Genomic DNA, 19,555 nt, shown 5'->3' with positions numbered 1-19,555 from the left:
ACCGCCCGAGATGATCGAGGTTCACGATGACGCCAAGCTCGCTGTTGCATCCGGATGCGTTCCTGTCGCCGCTCGCGGTCGATGAGGCGGTGCGGCGGGCGCTGGACGAGGATCTCGGCCGCGCCGGCGACGTCACTTCGATCGCGACGATACCGGAATCTCTGCGCGCGCAAGCCCTCATGGTGGCGCGCCAAGGCGGTGTGATCGCCGGCCTGCCGCTCGCAATCGCGACCTTGCAGATGCTCTCACCCGGCATCGAGATCACGGCGCATGCCCGCGACGGCGCGACCGTTGCTGCCGGCCAGCAATTGCTGACGATCCTCGGACCCGCGCGGGCCCTGCTCACGGCCGAGCGCACCGCGCTCAATTTCGTCGGCCGCCTCTCCGGCGTCGCGACCCTCACCGCCGATTATGTCGGCCGCATATCGGGCACCAAAGCTCGCATCTGCTGCACCCGCAAGACCACGCCAGGCCTGCGCGCGCTGGAGAAATATGCCGTGCGTTGCGGCGGCGGTTTCAATCACCGCTTCGGGCTCGACGATGCGATCCTGATCAAGGACAACCACATCGCGGTTGCCGGTGGCATCCGCCCGGTGCTCGAGCGCGCGCGCAGTTTTGCCGGCCATCTGGTCAAGATCGAGATCGAGGTCGATACGCTGGCCCAGCTCGATGAGGTGCTCGACAGCGGCCTTGCTGATGCCGCGCTGCTCGACAACATGGACGTCGCGAGCTTGCGAACGGCCGTGGAGCGCACGCAAGGCCGTCTCGTGCTGGAGGCTTCAGGTGGCATCACGCGGAACACGATCGCCGCGATCGCCGCCACCGGCGTCGACTACATCTCGTCCGGCGCACTGACCCACTCGGCACCCAACTTCGATGTCGCGATAGATATTGAGGCGTAACAGTTGGCGCCGAATCGAGTTCGGACTAAGATCGGCGCCACGCGCACGGCTGTCGTCCTCGCGAACGCGAGGACCCATAACCACCGCTGCCGATGATTTGAACACTCTGGAGCCACAGCACCTGCGAATTACTCCCGCCGGTGGTTATGGGTCCCGGCTCAAGGCCGGGACGACGGAGGAGTTCGTGGTGCGATCTACCGTCTCACCGAGTTCGAGTTGAGCTCGGCCGAGCTCCTGGCTTCCTCAACAAGCTCTGCCGAAAGCGCCGCGGTCTGCGCCGGCGAGCCCCAGCTCGGCGCGTCGCTGCCATCACCCCAGGCCTTCGGGCGATAGAAGGTGTGGACGCCGAACTTATACATCCGCTTCATCTCGGACACCCAGGACGGCCGCACCCAATAAGCGTGGTAGTGCGTCGACTTGCCGACTTCCGGCAGCCAGATCTGGCCGTCGAGCATGGCCTTGGCGATCTTCTTGGCCCGATCCCACATGTCGGGCTCGCGGATCACGTCCGGCGTATTGTCGCAGGCGAAGGTGAACTGACAGGCGAAGTGCCGGTACTTGTTCTGATAGACGACGCCGCACACCGTGGTCGGATAATAGCCCGAGAAGGCGCGGTTGAGCACGACCTGCGCGACCGCGATCTGGCCGCGCACGGCCTCGCCGCGCGCCTCGAAATACACCGCTTCTGCGAGACATTTCTCGGACTTCGCCCGCGTCTTCGCCTCGGTGAGGCCGAGCCGCTCGGCCGGCGTCATCGCACGCTGATTGTCGGCATTGACTTCGCCCTTCGGCGCGATGCTCGAACCGCCCTCGCCCGCCTTTGCGACATCGTCAGAAGCCGATGGCGTCACTCGCACCGGCTTCAGATCCGGATCAGGCAGCACGATCAGCGGCGCCTCGCCGGGCTGCCAGCTTTCCATGCTGCCGGCGACGCCGCCGAGCGACGAGGTGCCGAAATAGAGGGTGGCGGTCTTCACATCGAGGCCGTCATACGACACCGGACCATCGCCGCCAGTTGCAGCATCCTTGACGTCATCAGGCTTGCCGTCATCTGCCTTGGCACTATCGGACGGCGCCGCGTTGGACTGATATTGCGGTAGCGGCGGCGACCGCAACGCCTCGCTCAATTCCGGATCGAGCGCGGTGGCCTGCGCTGATGGCGCGCTCGCCGGCGCATCGCTCGGCGTTGCAGCCGGAATCTCGGCGGAAATATCCGCGGTCTTGGCGCCGAACACGGAGATATTGGAGTTCGCAGGCGCTTGCGCCGGCGTCTCCTCGGCCGGCGCTGTCGGCTCGCCAGTCGCGGCCGGCGCAGGCGGCGTGATCACCAGACGATCACCCTTCAGGGTGCGATCGACCGTGGGAAAGTCGGACGGCTGATACCGCGGCGGCGCCTGCAGCACGGGATTGCGGGGGACGGTGACGTCGGAGCGCGTGACGTTGAAGCTTGCGAGCTGATAGTTCGCGCTCTGCGGCGCCGACGTTCCGATCGGAAGAGCGAAGCTGTAGGTCGCGAGCTGGACGGAGGCCGCGGCCGAGAACACGCGCTTCTGCCAGCGTTCGGCAACCCCGGGCTGGCGGGCAAGCAGCGAAGCGATATCTTGATATCCGGTCTCTGTCGGCATCAATGCGAAGACGCAGAGACCGAATCCGAAGGACGCGAACCGCGCGCCCTTCGGACCGGGACGCATAACTAACATCGATACGCTCAACGCAACGCTTACTTCGGAACAATCGAACGCAGTGCATCCGTGCAATTCGATCGGCTCCCTTGGTAATCTGTTTAGGTTGCCGGGGAGTTAACCCTCGTTGCAGGCGTGAGACAGGCAAGTCGCCAGGTCGTAGCGGAAGCCGCTATCAAAAGGCTTGGTAAACAGGGGCGCGACGAAAACGGTAAACATCCGGTCAATGAGGATGCCGAAGAAAGTTTTTGTGGCTTGCCGAATTCGTGCGCTCGCACCTCGTACACGCTAGGTCGAATTGGCCGACCTCTGAGAAATGAGTTCCTCACTCGATAATGAAAAAGGCCGGCAACACCTGCCGGCCTTTCGTCTCTCGATCGATGCGCGATGCATCATGCCTGGCTTGCGATCTCCTTGCCGAGCGCCGCCTGGGCCGCGGCGAGCCGCGCGATTGGCACGCGATAGGGCGAGCACGACACGTAGTTCATGCCGATCTGGTGGCAGAACGCGACCGAGGCCGGATCGCCGCCGTGCTCACCGCAGATGCCGACCTTGATGCCGGCCCGCGTCTTGCGGCCGCGCTCGACGCCGATCCTGACGAGCTCGCCCACGCCGGTGCGATCGAGCGAGATGAACGGATCGATCTCGAGGATGCCCTTGGAGATGTAGGTGCCAAGGAAGCTCGCGGCGTCGTCGCGGCTGATGCCGAACGTGGTCTGGGTCAGGTCATTGGTGCCGAACGAGAAGAACTCGGCCGTCTCTGCGATCTCGCCGGCCAGCAGCGCAGCGCGCGGCAGCTCGATCATGGTGCCGACCTGATAGTCGAGCTCGACGCCGGTTTCGCGCCTCACCTCCTGCGCCGTCGCATCGATGCGCGCCTTGACTAGGTCGAACTCGGCCTTGGTCGCGATCAGCGGCACCATCACCTCGAGTCCGACCGCCTCGCCGGTGCGCTTCTCCGCTTCGACCGCGGCCTCGAAGATCGCGCGCGCCTGCATCTCGGCGATCTCCGGATAGGCGATCGCCAGCCGACAGCCGCGGAAGCCGAGCATCGGGTTGAACTCCGAGAGCTCGCGGGCGCGGTCGGCCAGCCGGCGCGGATCGGTGTTCATCGCGCGCGCGACCTCCTCCACTTCAGCCTGCGTATGCGGCAGGAACTCGTGCAGCGGCGGATCGAGCAGCCGGATCGTGACCGGCAGCCCCTTCATGATCTCAAACAGCTCGACGAAGTCGGCGCGCTGCATCGGCAGCAGCTTGGCGAGCGCCGCGCGGCGTTCCTGCTCCTGCTCGGCGAGGATCATCTCCCGCACGGTGCGGATGCGGGTCTCCTCGAAGAACATGTGCTCGGTGCGGCAGAGGCCGATGCCCTCGGCGCCGAACTTGATGGCGGTGCGCGCATCTTCCGGCGTGTCGGCATTGACGCGCACGCCGGTCTTACGCACGTCGTCGGCCCAGCCCATCAACGTGCCGAACTCGCCGGACAGCTTCGGCTCGATCATCGGCATCCGGCCGGCAAGCACCTGGCCGACCGAGCCGTCGATCGTAATGACGTCGCCGGTCTTGAAGGTGCGATGGCCGATACTCATGGTGCCGCGGCCATAGTCGACGCGGATGCTGCCGCAGCCCGAGACGCAGGGCTTGCCCATGCCGCGCGCGACCACCGCCGCATGCGAGGTCATGCCGCCGCGCGTTGTGAGAATGCCCTCGGCAGCGTGCATGCCGTGGATGTCCTCCGGCGAGGTCTCGATGCGGACCAGGATCACCTTGCGGCCATCCGCCTGCAGCTTGGCAGCTTCGTCCGACGAGAACACGATCTCGCCCGATGCGGCGCCCGGCGAAGCCGGCAGGCCGGTCGCGATCACGTCGCGCTTGGCGGAGGGATCGATGGTCGGATGCAGCAGCTGATCGAGCGAGGCCGGCTCGACGCGCAGCACAGCATCCTGCTCCGAGATCAGGCCCTCATTGGCGAGCTCGACTGCGATGCGCAGCGCGGCCTTCGCGGTGCGCTTGCCATTGCGGGTCTGCAGCATCCATAACTTGCCGCGCTCGACCGTGAACTCCATGTCCTGCATGTCGCGGTAGTGCTTCTCGAGCAGCGTGTAGATCCGCGTCAGCTCCTTGAACGCTTCCGGCATCGCCGTTTCCATCGACGGCTTGTCGGAGCCGGATTCCTGGCGCGCTTCCTCGGTGATCTCCTGCGGAGTGCGGATGCCGGCGACGACATCCTCGCCCTGCGCGTTGATCAGGAACTCGCCATAGAGCTTGCTCTCGCCGGTCGAGGGATTGCGGGTAAAGGCGACGCCGGTCGCAGAGGTGTCGCCCATGTTGCCGAACACCATGGCCTGCACGTTGACGGCGGTGCCCCAGGATTCCGGAATGTCGTGCAGCTTGCGATAGGTCACTGCGCGCGCATTCATCCAGGATGAGAACACCGCGCCGATTGCGCCCCAGAGCTGGTCGTGCGGATTCTGCGGGAAATCCTTGCCGGTCTCGTTGGCGACCGCTTCCTTGTACTTGCCGACCAACTGCTCCCAGTCCTCGGCGGTAAGGTCGGTGTCGAGCGTGTAGCCCTGGCTGTCTTTGAAAGTATCGAGGATGTCCTCGAAATGATGATGCTCGAAGCCGAGCACCACGTCCGAATACATCGTGATGAAGCGGCGATAGCTGTCATAGGCGAAGCGGCGATCGCCGGAGAGATTTGCCAGCGCCTCCACCGTCTCGTCATTGAGGCCGAGGTTGAGCACGGTGTCCATCATGCCCGGCATCGAGGCGCGCGCGCCCGAGCGCACCGAAACGAGCAACGGATTCGTCGAATCGCCGAAGGTTTTCCCAGTCAGCTTGCCGACATGAGCGAGCGCCTTCTCGACCTGGCTCTCGAGATCCTTCGGATAAGTCTTTCCGTGCGCGTAGAAATAGGTGCAGACCGAGGTCGGGATCGTGAAGCCCGGAGGCACCGGCAGCCCGAGATTCGCCATCTCGGCCAGGTTGGCACCCTTGCCCCCAAGCAGGTCGCGCAGGCCGGCTTTGCCCTCGGCCTTGCCGTCGCCGAAAGTATAGACCCACTTGCCCGGCTTGATCGCAGCCGCCGCGCTCTTAACGGGACTCTTGGCGGGCGCCGGCTTGGCCCTTGCTGCGGTCTTCGCGGCAGCTTTCTTGGGAGACGCCTTAGCCGGCTTCGGGGCGGCTTTTGCAGCGGATTTCGCGGCCGGCCGCGCCGGCGTCTTCAGCGCCTTGCGCGCGGAAGCCGGCGGCGCAGCCTTCTTGGCCTGCTTCGACGGCTTTGATTTCGCTGCAACTTTCTTCGACTTCGCTACCGCTTTGGCCATGAGGTGCTTCGATCCGCGAGTGGGGAGGAGAAATCGCGCGCCTTACACCATTTCGGTGCGGGCGGCGCAAGCAAAACGGTTCCCGATCCAAGGCTTTGGGACGAAATCCAGGCTCTCTAGATGTGAAGCCACCTCAACAGGCCGAGGCCGATCAGACCGTTCAGGATCAAGAAGATCGCAACAATGAAATTAAGCAGGCGGGGCATGATCAGGATCAGGACTCCGGCGATCAGCGACATGATCGGCGACACATGGGCGATGGTGAGGTGCATCGAGGACTCGCTTGGACTTTCTGTCTCGGGAGTTGGAGGGCGGGATGCGCAGGGGTGGAACTCGCCGAGCGACATAGGAGACGCCTATGGCGGGATTGGGTTCCCGCTTCCACCACAATTGCCTAAAATTGTCACGCTTGCGACCGCGGTTTTTGCGGAACGATGGAGAGTGCGGCGCATTGGGGACCGTGTGCCGGCGCGAGCCGGCTTGCAGGAATGAAGGAGTTCGGTCCCATGCGAAACCATCTCATCGTCGCGGCCCTGATGGCTGCGGTCGTGACGCCGGTGGCGGCGCAAGCGCAAGGCTACACGACGGGCGTGTCGCGTGGTGCAGTTGTTGTCGATGAGGACGCAGGCATCGCGGTGGAACAGCGCCCGGCATTCCGCGAATATGTGATCCGCGAGCGCGTGCCGAATTATGCGATCCCGGATCGTGTGGTCGTCGGTACCGTGCTGCCGGAGACCGGTGTCACCTATTACGACGTGCCCCAGACCTTCGGCGCGACACCCTACCGCTATACGGTGGTGAACGGCGAGACCGTGCTGGTCGAGCCGCGCACACGGCGGATTGTTCAGGTGATCGAGTAGGTATCGATGGCAAGTTCCGGGTGTGATGGCATCACAACGATTTGTGGAATTGTCATCCCGCTCCGGCTGATTGATTTGGCATGATCTACCTGCGGGCGCTTCCCCCGACGCCCGCAGGTGAAAAGCGGTCCCCCATTGGATCATGCTTTGCGCTGCATTCGGTCGCCGACGCCCCCGCTAGCGGCCGAGTGTGAAGGCCCTGCCCGGTCCCCCCCGCCGGGCGGGGCTCTTTCTTTTTGGCGGCTCCTTCAGCCCGGATCTTCCCGTCATTGCGAGCGAAGCGACGTGTCCGCCATAGCCCGCAGGGCGACGGCGGAAGCAATCCAGAATCTTGCTGTGGCCTTCTGGATTGCTTCGGCGCTTCGCGCCTCGCAATGACAGCTCAGCCCTCGATCTTGGAGAAATCCGCGACCGCGCGCGTGGCGCTGCGGATCTCGTTCAAGAGCTTCAGCCGGTTCTCGCGAATCTTCGCGTCGTCGTCGTTGACCTTGACCTTGTCGAAGAACGCGTCGACCGCAGGCCGCAGCTTGGCCATCGCTCGCATCGCGGCAGCAAAGTCCTCCTTCGCCACGGCCGCACTCGCCTCCGCCTTCACCTCGCCAATTGCCTTGGCCAGCGCCTTCTCCTCATCGAGCGTGTAGAGGTCCGCATCCGGCGTACCGTCGAAGCTGCGCTTGTCCCTCTTCTCCTCGATCGACAGGATGTTATTGGCGCGCTTGGTCCCGGCGAGCAAGTTCTTGCCGTCGTCAGAGTCGAGGAATTTGCCGAGCGCCTCGACGCGGCGGACCACCATCAGCAGGTCATCCTGACCGCCAAGCGAGAATACGGCGTCGACGAGGTCATGCCGCGCACCCTGCTCGCGCAATTGCACCTTGAGGCGATCGGCGAAGAAGGAGAGGAGATCGGCTGCGAGCTTGTCCGGATCGTCAGCACCTTTGCCTTGCAAACCCGTAAGAGCCGACTTCGCTACCTGCCGCAGCGACATCCTTAGCGCGTTGTCGGTAATAAGCCTGATCACGCCCAGCGCGGCGCGCCTGAGCGCGTAGGGATCCTTGCTGCCGGTCGGCTTCTCATCGATTGCCCAGAAGCCCACCAGAGTATCAAGCTTGTCGGCAAGCGCGACGGCGACCGACACCGGATCGGTCGGCACGCGATCGTTCGGCCCCTGCGGCTTGTAGTGATCTTCGCAGGCTGCGGCGACGGAGGCGTCCTCGCCCTGCGCCAGGGCGTAGTACTTGCCCATCAGGCCCTGCACCTCCGGAAACTCGCCGACGACTTCCGTCAGGAGGTCAGCTTTCGCGAGCTTCGCGGCGCGCGTGGTCTTCTCGACGTCGGCACCCACCAGCGGCGCGATCTCGGCCGCGAGGCGTTCGATGCGCTTGATGCGTTCGGCCTGTGTGCCGAGCTTCTCGTGAAACACGATCTGCTCGAACTTCGGCAGGCGTTCCTCGAGCTTCGTCTTCAGATCAGTCTCATAGAAGAATTTCGCATCCGACAGCCGGGCGCGGATCACGCGCTCGTTGCCTGCTATGATGGTCTTGCCGCCGTCGCTCGCCTCGATGTTCGCGGTGAGAATGAACTTCGGCGCCAGGCCGCCGGTCTTCGGGTCGCGCACCACGAAGCATTTCTGGTTGTTGCGGATGGTGGCGCGGATCACCTCGGCCGGCGTCTTGAGGAACTCCTCCTCGAACGAGCCCATCAGCACCACAGGCCATTCGACGAGGCCTGCGACTTCGTCGAGCAAAGCCTGGTCCTCGACCAGCTCATAGCCTTGCGCGAAGGCGAGCTGCTTGGCGTCGGTGACGATCGAGTCCTTGCGGCGCTGCGGGTCGAGCACGACCTTGGCATCGAGCAGCTTGGCCTCATAATCCTCGAAGCGGCGCACCGAGATCGCCGCGGGCGACATGAAGCGGTGGCCGTAGGTGGTCTGACCGGCCTCGATGCCATCGACCGAGAAGCTGACGACGTCGGGCTCCTCGGTCTCAAGACCGAAGGTTGCAGTGATGGCGTGCAGTGGCCGCACCCAGTTCAGCGCGCCAGGCTTCTCCGAGCGCTTGCCCCAGCGCATCGATTTCGGCCAGGGGAAGGTCCTGATGATGACGGGCAGCATCTCGGCCAGCACGTCAATGGTGGCACGGCCCGGCTTCTCGATCAGGGCGACGTAGAAATCGCCCTTCTTCGGGTCGCGCTGGATCGTGGCCTCCTCGATCGAGGATAGCCCCGTGGCTTTGAGAAAGCCCTGGATCGCAGCCTCAGGCCCGCCGACGCGCGGCCCCTTGCGCTCGTCCTTCAGGTCGGCCTGGCGCGTCGGGATCCCGTGCACGGTGAGCGCAAGCCGCCGGGGCGTCGCGAAGGCCTTGGCGCCTTCATAGACGAGGCCTTCAGCCACCAACTTGTCGGTGACCATGCGGCGCAGATCCTCCGCCGCCCTCGCCTGCATGCGCGCGGGGATTTCTTCGGAGAACAGTTCGAGAAGGAGGTCGGGCATATCTCAAGTCTCTCTGCACGAAGAACCACCCTCCCCTGGAGGGGGAGGGTCGCCTGCAGAAGGCAGGCGGGGTGGGGTGACCGCGATCTCCGTGTGAATGGCTTCGAGCACCGCCTCAGTCCTGGTCATAACGTCGTTGTTCCAAAATCGCAAAACGCGATAGCCTTCCGAATTGAGCCAACGCGTCCGGATTTCGTCGCGCTGGATGTTCGCATCGTCTCCGTGCTGCGACCCATCGACTTCGATAATGAGACGTCGGGCCAGGCAGGCGAAATCCGCAACGTAGGGACCGATGATCACCTGTCGTCTGAAGTGAGTCCCGTCGATCTCGAGCCGCCGCAGTCGGCGCCATAAGATGTCTTCGGCCGCCGTCGCGTTTTCACGCAGTCGTTTCGCGGTTCGGCGTTTGAAATCGCTGATCGGCCGTTTGCCCACCTGGCACCCGCACCCCACCCCGCTCGCCCGCTTCGCGTGCGAGCGACCCTCCCCCTCCAGGGGAGGGTGATCATCTCTTCCATCCACAAGCGCAGAGCCCACCCTCCCCTTAAGGGGGAGGGTCGATTGCTCGTGCGAACGCATGAGCAATCGGGGTGGGGTGACAGTCTATCCATCATAAACAGTATTCCAGCCGAGAGATCACCCCCACCCCGGCACGCATCTCGCTTCGCTCGATCGCGTGCCGACCCTCCCCCTCCAGGGGAGGGTGAAGAGTCAGCCTTTGCGCTCATACCGGCTCACGCCCCGCCTGCTTCGGTGTGCAGCCAGGCCTCGCCGCAGGCCTTGGCGAGCTCGCGCACGCGCAGGATGTAGCTCTGCCGTTCGGTGACGGAGATGACGCCGCGCGCGTCCAGCAGGTTGAAGACGTGGCTCGCCTTGATGCACTGGTCATAGGCCGGCAGCGCCATCAGGTGCTGCTCGCGCTTGCCATCGCGCCAGCCGGCGTCGAGATATTTTTTGCATGCGTCCTCGGCCATGCGAAACTGCTCAAACAGCATCGTGGTGTCGGCGACCTCGAAATTGTGCCGCGAATATTCCCGCTCGGCCTGCAGGAACACATCGCCATAGGTCACCTTCTCGGCGCCCTCGCGGCCGTTGAAGTTGAGGTCGTAGACGCGGTCGACGCCTTGCACATACATCGCGAGCCGTTCGAGCCCGTAGGTGAGCTCGCCCGCAACCGGCGCGCATTCGAATCCGGCGACCTGCTGGAAATAGGTGAACTGCGAGACTTCCATGCCGTCGCACCAGCACTCCCATCCCAGCCCCCAGGCCCCGAGCGTCGGGCTCTCCCAATCGTCCTCGACGAAGCGGATGTCGTGCACGGCGGCATCGATGCCGATGGCGCCGAGCGACTTCAGGTACAATTCCTGAAGGTTCGGCGGCGATGGCTTCATGATCACCTGGAACTGGTAGTAGTGCTGCATCCGGTTCGGGTTCTCACCATAGCGCCCGTCCTTCGGACGGCGCGAGGGCTGCACATAGGCCGCGTTCCACGGCTTCGGTCCGAGCGCGCGCAAGGTCGTGGCCGGATGGAAGGTGCCGGCGCCCATCTCCATGTCGTAGGGCTGCAGGATGACGCAGCCCTGCTCGGCCCAGAATCGTTGCAGGGCCAGGATGAAGCCCTGGAACGAGCGTTCCGGGCGCATATGCAGAGGCAGCGAATCCATCGTCGAGATCGGTCCGGTGGCTGGGAAGCGAAAAAGCGCGCGGACCGTATCGGCGGCAGGGCCGGGAATCAAGGCGACGGGTAGCTTAAATCCTTAGGCGCGATAGACCTTGCCGCCGTCTCGCGAGACGCAGCCAATCGCCCGCGGATCGAGACGAGGGCCGGGTTTCAGCCCGGCCGGTAAGCGCCGGTGACGGGATCGCGGCGGAGCGTCGGGATGTCGCCGGCGCGCACCGCATCGGCCACGCGCGACAGCCGCGCCTCTTCGAGCTCCTGGTTGATCCGCTGCGCGGTCTTATACGCCCAGCGGACCGCAGCAAGCCCGCCCAGAACACCCGCGAATGCGATAAACGGCGGCATCGATCGATCCTCGTTCTCCGTCCGGAAGCGCCACCCCGAGAAAGCATTTTCGCCGATTGCCCGCCGCGGGGCAATCGGCTTTGTTGTGGCGAAATAACGCGCTTCAAACGCGATCAGAATCCGTATCTCGACCATATTGCACGGGTCTCCAGCGCCGAGATCAGCTCCTCCGGCAAGCCGGAGAGGCCACCCAGCGTACCGGCCAGCGAACCTGCCCCGGGCGCCCGCCGTCCGAACAGGCCGCCGAGCAAGCCGCTCGGCGCCGTCACCACCGGCATGGCGACCTTGTCGCCGAAACGGGTGCGCAGGGTGGAGCGGAGATCGCCGATCGCGTCCGCAAGACCTAGCGAGATCGCGCTCTCGCCGGCCCAATATTCGCCGGAGAACAGCACGTCGTCGGTGCCTGCCAGCCGCGCGCCGCGGCTCTCCTTGACCAGCGAGATGAACAGCGCGTGGATCTCGCGCTGGATCTTCTTCAGCCGCGCCACGTCGTTCGGGTCCTCTGGGAGGAACGGATCGAGCATGGCCTTGTGCTCCCCGGCCGTATAGAGCCGCCGCTCGACGCCAATCTTCTTGATCAGCTCGTGCATCCCGAAGGAGCCGCCGACCACGCCGATCGATCCCAGGATCGAGGAGGGATCGCAGAAGATCTCGTCGCCGGCGCAGGCGATCATGTAGCCGCCGGACGCCGCAACGTCCTCGACGAAGATCAGCACCGGCAGCTTCTTCTCCGCGGCGAGCTGGCGAATCCGCAAATAGATCTGGCGTGACTGCACCGGCGAGCCGCCCGGCGAGTTGATCACGATCGCCACCGCCTTGGCGTGGCGCATCGAGAACGCCCGCTCCAGCATCCTGGCAACGCCGGCGAGCGTCAGCCCCGGCCGCAGCGGCGTTACCGCCCCGATCACGCCGGACAGGCGGACCACGGGCACCACCGGCACGCCGCGCAGTCGCGCAGGCAGCATCGCCTTCCACCGCTCGATCAGTCCCGGCTCACTCATTGGCTCGCCGCCGGGTTGTGTCAAATTGTCCGCCATTCCCTTACCTCGAATTAACCACTTTTTATCCTGCCACTGCCATTCAAAGGCTTGGAACGGTCATTGCATTTAGCTCGTTACCAAAATTGGAAGGGCGGCGGAGGAGTCCCATGAAGATCTACCTGCTGATGTTGCTGATCGGTGCTCTCTTCACCGCGATCCATCTCACCGCTGTACCGGAGCGTCGCTCGGAAACACAGCCTCAGTAACGCACAGCCCCGATCAAGCGTTCAGGAGCGCGCATCGGCCAACGCCAACGCCCCCTGCCCGGCCAGCACGGCCGTCACCTCGCGGTCCGGCGCTCCGCTCGCATCAGCCAGCATCACCCCGGCGAGGATCTGGGTCGGCGCCCGGCCGCCCTTCACGGCCCGCACCAGGATGCGGATCGCGGGCCTAGCCGGCCCGCCGTGAACCGGCTGTATAATCAAGCTCCCGAAGCCGCGCGACAACGCCGCCAGTACCTCGGCGAGTCCATCGGACCGCCAGATCATCGTAAGCCCCCCGCCTGACCGGAGAATGCGCCGTGCTGCATGCACCCAGACCTCCAAGGTCGCCGGCGTGGCCATATGCGCGCTGGCGCGGGCGGCATCGGGCGAAGCGCGATGACGCCCGCCGTCGTTGAAGGGCGGATTGGTCAGCACGACGTCGACGCTGTCAGGACCGAGGCCGGCCGCGGCAAAGGCCGCCGCGCCCGCGGCCACGTCGAGTACGGCAACGTCGGCAGGTATCGCGTTGGCAGCAGCATTGCGGCGCGCCAGTTCGGCAAGGCCGGAATCGCGCTCGACCAGGGTGAGCGCGATTCCTTCGACACGCCGTGCCAGTGCAAGGCCGGCGGCGCCAACCCCGGCGCCGAGATCGGCGACCCGGTCGCCCGGGCGGGCAGCGGTCGCGGCCGCCAGCAGCATTGCGTCGTGGCCGGCGCGGTGGCCCGATCGCGGCTGGCGCAGAAGCAACCGCCCGCCGAGAAACGCGTCCTCGGAAATGGCGGCCGCCGCATCACACATCGGGACGCAACTCATGAGCAAGACCGGCATCGGCGAGCAACTGGCGCGCCTGACGATTGTCGTCCTCGTGCACCAGGATCCGTCGCGGCAGGATGCCAAGTGAGCCCTCGATGATGCTCATGTTCTGGTCGAGCACGAGATGGTGAATGTTGGCGCCGTCGAGCAAGGCCTCGATCGCCGAGACCAGCACCATGTCGTTGGTTCGGACCAATTCCCGCAAACGTGAGTTCTCCGTGTTGGCCTGTCGCGCAAGGCCAATGTCAAGGTCCTGTCGAGCCTTGTTCAACCCTTGCCGCATTGCGCCACAGTTTCTATTGTCCGGCCGGACCATAGCAAAAGCGGAGACCAGCGTGGCGGTTATTGTACCTTTCGAGAGCCCATCGGGCGCTTCGATCGATGGGCTGGTCGTGCTGGTTGCAGCCGACATGGAACGGGTCAATGCCACCATTCTGTCGCGGACCGGCTCTGAAGTGACGATGATCCCGGAGGTCGCCAATCATTTGATCTCCTCCGGCGGCAAGCGGCTGCGCCCGATGCTGACGCTGGCGATGGCGGGTCTCACCGGCTACACCGGCGATGGTCATGTCAAGCTCGCCGCCGCGGTCGAGTTCATGCACACCGCGACGCTGCTGCATGACGACGTGGTCGACGAGAGCGAGATGCGCCGCGGCAAATTGTCCGCCCGCATGCTCTGGGGCAATGAGGCCAGCGTCCTGGTCGGCGACTTCCTGCTCGGCCAGGCTTTCCGGATGATGGTCGAAGTCGGCTCGCTGCGCGCGCTCGACATCCTCTCCGCAGCGGCCGCCACCATTGCCGAGGGCGAGGTGATGCAGCTCGCCGCCGCCAAGAACACCGCGACCACCGAGGATGAATATCTCGCCGTGATCCGCGGCAAGACCGCCGAGCTGTTCGCCGCCGCTTGCGAGGTCGGACCGGTGCTGGCCAATCGGCCGAAGGCGGAGCAGACCGCCTGCCGCTCGGTCGGCATGAATCTCGGCATCGCCTTCCAGCTGGTCGACGACGTGCTCGACTATGGCGGCAAGTCCGCCAAGCTCGGCAAGAACATCGGCGATGATTTCCGCGAGGGCAAGATCACGCTGCCGGTGGTGCTGGCATTCCGGCGCGGCAGCGACAGCGAGCGCGCGTTCTGGGTCAAGGCGCTGGAGCGCGGCGAGATTGCCGATGCCGATCTCGATCACGCGATCGGGCTGATGAACAAGCACCGCGCGCTGGAGGACACGATCAGCCGCGCCCATCACTACGGCGCAATGGCTGTCGATGCGCTGGCGCTGTTTCCAGCCTCGCCGATGAAGACCGCGCTGGAGCAGGTCGTCGCGTTCTGTCTGGCGCGGTCGCATTAGCAGTTTCTGTCGTTGCGAGCGAAGCGACGTGTCCGCCATAGCCCGAAGGGCGACGGCGGAAGCAATCCAGAGTCGCGACGGCAGCCTGGATTGCTTCGCCGCTGACGCTCCTCGCAATGACGAATGAATTAGCTCAACTCAGCGTCCCAGCGTGCACCCACCATTCGGGGTGATCGGCCGCGATTTGGCGCCCGGCGGCCTGGGCTTCCGCATCGCTGCCGAAGATCGCAAAGCATGTCGCGCCCGAGCCGGACATCCGCGCAAGCAGCGCGCCGGCGCAGGTGCCGAGCACAGCCAGCACGTCGCCGATGACCGGCTGCACTTTCAGCGCCGGCGGCTCGAGATCGTTCGGCACCCGTTCGAGCACCCTGATCCAGTCGCCAATCGAGGCGCCGGCATCCGGCCAGGCCGGAGCCCGCAGCACGTCGGTGACGCCGACCCGCAGCTCGCCGGGCCGCAGGCCGAGCGCATGGAATACGTCCTTGGTCGCGACCGCCACGCGCGGATTGACCATCACGCTAGGAAGCTGCGGCAGATTCAGCGGCAACAGCTTCTCGCCGACGCCGGTCATGTCGCAGGCCTGCGAGGCGAGGCAGACAGGCACGTCCGCGCCGGTCTTCAGTGCCACCGCGATCAGGGCGGGATCATCAAGCGCGATCTCGTTCAACCGCGCAAGCAACCGCAGCGCGGCCGCGGCGTCGGCCGAGCCCCCGCCAATTCCGGCGGCGACGGGCAGCACCTTCTCCAGCGTGAACGCGCCGACCTGAAGGTCAGGAACGACCTCGGCGAGCAGCCGCGCCGCCTTGAGCACCAGATTGTCCGAGGTCTCGCCACAGGCGTCCGCCAGCGGACCTATCGTGCGCAGGCTGAGCTCGCCGCCCGGCACGAGCGTCAGGCGGTCGGCACAGTCCGCAAAGGCGACGATGCTTTCGAGATCATGGTAGCCGTCGGCGCGGCGGCCAACGACCCGCAAGGTCAGATTGACTTTCGCACGCCCGATCTCGTCGCGCGTGCTCGTATTGGACGTCAACATCGACGTCGCGCCCCCCGACGCCGTTGTCGATCAGCCGCCCTTGCCTTCCTCTTTGCCACCGTTGTCCTTCACATCGTCCTTCTTCTTGTCGGGAGACGAATCGCGGTCGGCGGAGGCTGCGGCAGCGCCGGCCGGATCGTCCGGCAGGCCGCTCTGGATCTTGGCCTCGATCTTCGGCAACTCCTCCGGCTCCGGCTTCAGGTCGCGGGCATGCGCCCACTGGAACTTGGCTTCCAGCTTGCGCCCGATGCGCCAATAGGCATCGCCGAGATGGTCGTTGATGGTCGGATCCTCGGGCTTCAGATCGATCGCGCGTTCCAGATTCTTCACCGCCTCTTCGTAATTGCCGATGCGATAGTAAGCCCAGCCAAGCGAATCCACGATGTAGCCGTCGTCGGGACGCTGCTCGACGGCGCGCTTGATCATCTTCATGCCTTCGTCGAGATTGGTGCCCTGGTCGATCCAGGAATAGCCGAGATAGTTCAGCACATGCGGTTGCTCGGGCTGCAGCTCCAGCGCCTTGCGCATGTCGGCCTCTGCCTTGGGCCATTGCTTCGACCGCTCCTCGCAGATGCCGCGATAATAATAATAGACGCTATTGGCCTTGTCGTTGTTCGGCGGCAGCGACTCGATGCCCTGCGAATAGGTTACTGCGCAATCGGCGAACTTCTTGCGGCCGCGCTCGATGTTGCCGAGCGCCATGATGGCCTCGAGGTCCTTCGGATCCTGCGCGATCACGTCTTTCAGGATCTTGATCGCCTCGTCGCTGCGGTCGGCGCTGTCGAGGTCGGTCGCGAGCTGAATCTGCGCGTTGCGCTTCAGCGGCGAACTCGCCGGCACCCGCTCATAGATCTTGATCGCCATCTGCGGCTTCTTCACCGTCTCGTAGAGATCGGCGAGAGAAAGCAGCGCCAGCGGATGGTTCGGCTGCAGATAGAGCGCGAGCTGCAGATAGACCAGCGCGAGATCCTCGCCGCCGCGGCGGGTCAGGGTGGCGCCGATGCCGTAGAGCGCCTCGGCCGCGCCGGCCTGCGCCGAATCGACCAGCGGCGGCAGCTTCTTGCCTTCCCTGGTCTCGCGCAGACCCTCCTGCACCAGCGGATGGCGGGCGAGCTTCTTGTCGAACGCCTCATAGATCGCGGTTGCCGCGGCCGCATCCTTGTTCCGCGACAGCCAGTGCGCATAGGCTTCCGTGATGCGCAGCATCGAATCGTCGAGCTTGTAGGCGCGCTCGAAGCGGACGCCGGCGTCCTTCTCCTTGCCCGCCAGCTCATAGATCATGCCGGCATGCAGGTCCTTGAAGATCGGATACCATTCCGGGCCGGCGAGCTTGTCGATGCTCGCGACCGCGGCCTTGGAATCGCCGGCGCCATAGGCCGCCCAGGCCGACAGCAGCGTCGCGACCAGATCGGTGATCGGGCCGCGCACCGACTGGTTGATGTTGCTCTGCGCCGCTGCGTATTTCTTCAGCTTGATGTTCTGCACGCCGACGACGAGACGGGCGATGCGGTTGGACTTGTCGACGGTCAGGATGCGCTCGGCGAGCTTGACCGCCTCGTCGACGTCGCCGTCCGCGACCGAGGAGATGAAGGCGCGGTCTAGCAGCTCGCTGTTCTTCGGATCGGTGCGCAGCGCCGAGCGGTAGAACGCGGCCGCGGAGGCGGCGTCGCGCTCCACACTGGCATGACGGGCGGCGAGGTAGCTGCCTGAGGTCGTCAGCGCCTTGAGGTCGTGGATGGTCGGAAATTGAACAGCGGTGTCAGCCGGATGATCGGGCGTTTGCGCGAGGACCGTGCCGGGCAGCAGCATTGCGGCGAAAGCGACGGCGGTCCAACGGTTGCAACGGATTGAGAACATCACGGTTCGCTCTGGTTGTTGGAAATGGCGGAAATCGTCTCGAACACGAACCATTCGGCAGCGTCAAGGCGCCGACAATGCCGTTTTTGGCGGCCAATCGCAAGGATGGCAGGCGATTCGGTCAGACGGGGACCCTTTCGGTCATCTAACCCGCCTGTAAGCGATTTACTATGGCCTTATCGTGGCCGGTCATCCTTCTCGGTTCAACCGGCTCACGCAATCGTGCGTACATCACATCGCTTCGTAATTCGGGCCGCCACCGCCCTCCGGCGGAACCCAGGTGATGTTGCCGTTCGGGTCCTTCACGTCGCAGGTCTTGCAGTGGACGCAGTTCTGCGCGTTGATGACGAAGCGCGGACCCGTCCCCTCCTCGACCCATTCATAGACCCCTGCCGGACAATAGCGAGCCGAGGGGCCGGCAAAGACATCGTGCTCGGAACTCTTCTGCAGCGCCATGTCGGCGACCTTGAGGTGCACCGGCTGGTCTTCCTCGTGATTGGTATTGGAGAGGAAGACCGAGGACAGCCGGTCGAAAGTCAGCTTGCCGTCGGGCTTCACCGCCGGGACCGGCTTGTGCGCCTTGGCAGGATCGAGCGTGGCGCGGTCGGGCTTGGCGTGCGACTGGGTCCCAAACAGCGAAAAGCCGAGCGTGTTGCACCACATGTCGAAGCCGCCAAGGACCACGCCGAGCACGGTGCCGAATTTCGACCAGAGCGGCTTGACGTTGCGGACCTTGTAGAGGTCCTGGCCGACCGGCGAGGCGCGCCAGGCGCTCTCATATTCGGCGAGTTCGTCATTGGCGCGTCCGGCCGCCAGCGCGGCATGAACGTGATCGGCCGCGAGCATGGCGCTGCCCATCGCGTTGTGCACGCCCTTGATGCGCGGCACGTTGACGAAGCCCGCCGCGCAGCCGATCAGCGCGCCGCCGGCGAAGGACAGCCGCGGCACCGACTGATAGCCGCCCTCAGTGATGGCGCGCGCGCCATAAGCGAGCCGCTTGCCGCCTTCGAACACGCCGCGGATCGACGGATGAGTCTTGAAGCGCTGGAACTCGTCGAACGGCGAGAGATAGGGATCGCTGTAGTTGAGGTGGACGACGAAGCCGACCGCGACCAGATTGTCGTCGTAGTGATAGAGGAACGAGCCGCCGCCGGTCTTGTTGTCGAGCGGCCAGCCGAACGAGTGCTGGATCAGGCCCTTCTGGTGCTTGGCTGGATCGATCTGCCAGACCTCCTTCAGGCCGATGCCGAATTTCGGCGGCTCGCGGTCCGCGTCGAGCGAGAATTTGGCGATCAGCTGCTTCGACAGGCTGCCGCGCGCGCCTTCCGCAAACAGCGTGTACTTGCCGAGCAGCTCCATGCCGCGGGTGAAAGAGGATTTGTGCGAGCCGTCCTTGGCGATGCCCATGTCGCCAGTGGCGATGCCGCGCACCGCACCCTGCTCGTCATAGAGCACCTCGGTCGCCGCAAAGCCGGGATAGATCTCGACCCCGAGCGCCTCGGCCTTGCGCGCCAACCAGCGGCAGACATTGCCGAGCGAGCCGACATAGCAATGATGATTGTCCATCAGCGGCGGCATCATGAAGGTCGGCAGCGAGATCGCGCTGCTCTCGCTCATCCAGTAGAATTTGTCGCTCTTGACCTGCGTCTTCAGCGGACAGTCGTCATCGGCGCGCCAGTCCGGAATCAGCCTGTCGAGCGCGCTCGGATCGATCACCGCACCGGAGAGAATATGCGCGCCGACCTCGGACCCCTTCTCGACGACGACGATATTGAGGTCGGCATCGAGCTGTTTCAGCCGGATCGCCGCAGTCAAGCCCGAGGGGCCTGCACCGACGATGACGACATCGAACTCCATGGATTCGCGCGGGGGTAATTCTTCGGTGCTCATGTTTTCGATCTCGGCCCGGTTTCGAGCTTTTCTTGCTTAGAACCCTGTTACGTCCTCTTGTTTCCGATTTTTCCGGACAGGACAACCACGGA

Annotated in this window: 16 protein-coding genes; 3 read left to right on the top strand and 13 right to left on the bottom strand. The window is 64.7% G+C overall.

Annotation, left to right across the window (positions count from 1 at the left end):
• Positions 1-26: 26 nt before the first annotated feature.
• On the top strand, positions 27-902 hold the full coding sequence (gene nadC, locus P6U24_RS11590) for a carboxylating nicotinate-nucleotide diphosphorylase (RefSeq protein ID WP_407159251.1): 876 nt from the start codon (positions 27-29) through the stop codon (positions 900-902).
• Positions 903-1,096: 194 nt separating this feature from the next.
• Here the strand turns inward: nadC and P6U24_RS11585 are convergent, their stop codons facing one another.
• The 3 genes from P6U24_RS11585 to P6U24_RS11575 all read right to left on the bottom strand — a co-directional run bounded on the left by P6U24_RS11585 (position 1,097) and on the right by P6U24_RS11575 (position 6,182).
• A complete protein-coding gene (locus P6U24_RS11585) occupies positions 1,097-2,602 on the bottom strand; it encodes a cell wall hydrolase (protein WP_407159250.1) in 1,506 nt (501 codons plus the stop codon).
• Between the two features lie 374 nt (positions 2,603-2,976).
• Complete coding sequence (gene ppdK / locus P6U24_RS11580) at positions 2,977-5,910, bottom strand: pyruvate, phosphate dikinase (RefSeq protein ID WP_407159249.1); 2,934 nt, start codon at positions 5,908-5,910, stop codon at positions 2,977-2,979.
• A 116-nt stretch (positions 5,911-6,026) separates the two neighbouring features.
• Complete coding sequence (locus P6U24_RS11575) at positions 6,027-6,182, bottom strand: DUF3096 domain-containing protein (protein WP_407159248.1); 156 nt, start codon at positions 6,180-6,182, stop codon at positions 6,027-6,029.
• A 234-nt stretch (positions 6,183-6,416) separates the two neighbouring features.
• On the opposite strand from P6U24_RS11575, the gene P6U24_RS11570 reads away from it, so the two are divergent.
• Positions 6,417-6,770, top strand: coding sequence for a DUF1236 domain-containing protein (locus P6U24_RS11570; protein WP_407159247.1), 354 nt, complete (start codon positions 6,417-6,419; stop codon positions 6,768-6,770).
• 382 nt (positions 6,771-7,152) lie between these two features.
• Here P6U24_RS11570 and glyS read toward each other — a convergent pair whose 3' ends face one another.
• The 7 genes from glyS to P6U24_RS11535 all read right to left on the bottom strand — a co-directional run bounded on the left by glyS (position 7,153) and on the right by P6U24_RS11535 (position 13,542).
• Positions 7,153-9,258 (bottom strand): glycine--tRNA ligase subunit beta, encoded by a 2,106-nt coding sequence (glyS, locus tag P6U24_RS11565; RefSeq protein WP_407159246.1) that lies wholly within the window; start codon positions 9,256-9,258, stop codon positions 7,153-7,155.
• Between the two features lie 3 nt (positions 9,259-9,261).
• Complete coding sequence (locus P6U24_RS11560; protein WP_407159245.1) at positions 9,262-9,693, bottom strand: endonuclease domain-containing protein; 432 nt, start codon at positions 9,691-9,693, stop codon at positions 9,262-9,264.
• A 299-nt stretch (positions 9,694-9,992) separates the two neighbouring features.
• Positions 9,993-10,922, bottom strand: a complete 930-nt coding sequence (locus P6U24_RS11555) for a glycine--tRNA ligase subunit alpha (RefSeq protein ID WP_407159244.1) — start codon at positions 10,920-10,922, stop codon at positions 9,993-9,995.
• A gap of 167 nt (positions 10,923-11,089) precedes the next feature.
• Positions 11,090-11,281 carry a hypothetical protein gene (locus P6U24_RS11550; RefSeq protein WP_407159243.1) on the bottom strand — a complete coding sequence of 64 codons (192 nt, stop codon included), beginning with the start codon at positions 11,279-11,281 and terminating at the stop codon, positions 11,090-11,092.
• 113 nt (positions 11,282-11,394) lie between these two features.
• Positions 11,395-12,318: a S49 family peptidase gene (locus P6U24_RS11545; protein ID WP_407159242.1), complete on the bottom strand. Its 924-nt coding sequence runs from the start codon at positions 12,316-12,318 to the stop codon at positions 11,395-11,397.
• 230 nt (positions 12,319-12,548) lie between these two features.
• Positions 12,549-13,322, bottom strand: coding sequence for a tRNA1(Val) (adenine(37)-N6)-methyltransferase (locus tag P6U24_RS11540; RefSeq protein ID WP_407159241.1), 774 nt, complete (start codon positions 13,320-13,322; stop codon positions 12,549-12,551).
• Entirely contained in the window at positions 13,315-13,542 is a 228-nt protein-coding gene (locus tag P6U24_RS11535; protein ID WP_407159240.1) for a DUF2007 domain-containing protein, read from the bottom strand. Before P6U24_RS11535 ends, P6U24_RS11540 begins: the two co-directional genes overlap by 8 nt.
• Positions 13,543-13,672: 130 nt before the next feature.
• On the opposite strand from P6U24_RS11535, the gene P6U24_RS11530 reads away from it, so the two are divergent.
• Positions 13,673-14,683: a polyprenyl synthetase family protein gene (locus tag P6U24_RS11530; protein WP_407159239.1), complete on the top strand. Its 1,011-nt coding sequence runs from the start codon at positions 13,673-13,675 to the stop codon at positions 14,681-14,683.
• A 133-nt stretch (positions 14,684-14,816) separates the two neighbouring features.
• Here P6U24_RS11530 and P6U24_RS11525 read toward each other — a convergent pair whose 3' ends face one another.
• The 3 genes from P6U24_RS11525 to P6U24_RS11515 all read right to left on the bottom strand — a co-directional run bounded on the left by P6U24_RS11525 (position 14,817) and on the right by P6U24_RS11515 (position 19,463).
• A complete protein-coding gene (locus P6U24_RS11525; protein WP_407159238.1) occupies positions 14,817-15,716 on the bottom strand; it encodes a 4-(cytidine 5'-diphospho)-2-C-methyl-D-erythritol kinase in 900 nt (299 codons plus the stop codon).
• 30 nt (positions 15,717-15,746) lie between these two features.
• Positions 15,747-17,573, bottom strand: a complete 1,827-nt coding sequence (locus tag P6U24_RS11520) for a tetratricopeptide repeat protein (RefSeq protein WP_407160433.1) — start codon at positions 17,571-17,573, stop codon at positions 15,747-15,749.
• A gap of 231 nt (positions 17,574-17,804) precedes the next feature.
• Positions 17,805-19,463, bottom strand: coding sequence for an electron transfer flavoprotein-ubiquinone oxidoreductase (locus P6U24_RS11515; protein ID WP_407159237.1), 1,659 nt, complete (start codon positions 19,461-19,463; stop codon positions 17,805-17,807).
• Between the last annotated feature and the right edge of the window lie 92 nt (positions 19,464-19,555).

The organism is Bradyrhizobium sp. STM 3557, from assembly GCF_045571465.1.
GTDB lineage: Bacteria > Pseudomonadota > Alphaproteobacteria > Rhizobiales > Xanthobacteraceae > Bradyrhizobium.
This window is presented reverse-complemented; position numbering and strand designations above follow the sequence as displayed.

Coding starts and splice junctions, on each gene's coding strand:
- nadC (WP_407159251.1), top strand. CDS start 27: ATGACGCCAAGCTCGCTGTTGCATCCGGATGCGTTCCTGTCGCCGCTC.
- P6U24_RS11585 (WP_407159250.1), bottom strand. CDS start 2,602: ATGTTAGTTATGCGTCCCGGTCCGAAGGGCGCGCGGTTCGCGTCCTTC.
- ppdK (WP_407159249.1), bottom strand. CDS start 5,910: ATGGCCAAAGCGGTAGCGAAGTCGAAGAAAGTTGCAGCGAAATCAAAG.
- P6U24_RS11575 (WP_407159248.1), bottom strand. CDS start 6,182: ATGCACCTCACCATCGCCCATGTGTCGCCGATCATGTCGCTGATCGCC.
- P6U24_RS11570 (WP_407159247.1), top strand. CDS start 6,417: ATGCGAAACCATCTCATCGTCGCGGCCCTGATGGCTGCGGTCGTGACG.
- glyS (WP_407159246.1), bottom strand. CDS start 9,258: ATGCCCGACCTCCTTCTCGAACTGTTCTCCGAAGAAATCCCCGCGCGC.
- P6U24_RS11555 (WP_407159244.1), bottom strand. CDS start 10,922: ATGGATTCGCTGCCTCTGCATATGCGCCCGGAACGCTCGTTCCAGGGC.
- P6U24_RS11550 (WP_407159243.1), bottom strand. CDS start 11,281: ATGCCGCCGTTTATCGCATTCGCGGGTGTTCTGGGCGGGCTTGCTGCG.
- P6U24_RS11545 (WP_407159242.1), bottom strand. CDS start 12,318: ATGGCGGACAATTTGACACAACCCGGCGGCGAGCCAATGAGTGAGCCG.
- P6U24_RS11540 (WP_407159241.1), bottom strand. CDS start 13,322: ATGTGTGATGCGGCGGCCGCCATTTCCGAGGACGCGTTTCTCGGCGGG.
- P6U24_RS11525 (WP_407159238.1), bottom strand. CDS start 15,716: ATGTTGACGTCCAATACGAGCACGCGCGACGAGATCGGGCGTGCGAAA.
- P6U24_RS11520 (WP_407160433.1), bottom strand. CDS start 17,573: ATGTTCTCAATCCGTTGCAACCGTTGGACCGCCGTCGCTTTCGCCGCA.
- P6U24_RS11515 (WP_407159237.1), bottom strand. CDS start 19,463: ATGAGCACCGAAGAATTACCCCCGCGCGAATCCATGGAGTTCGATGTC.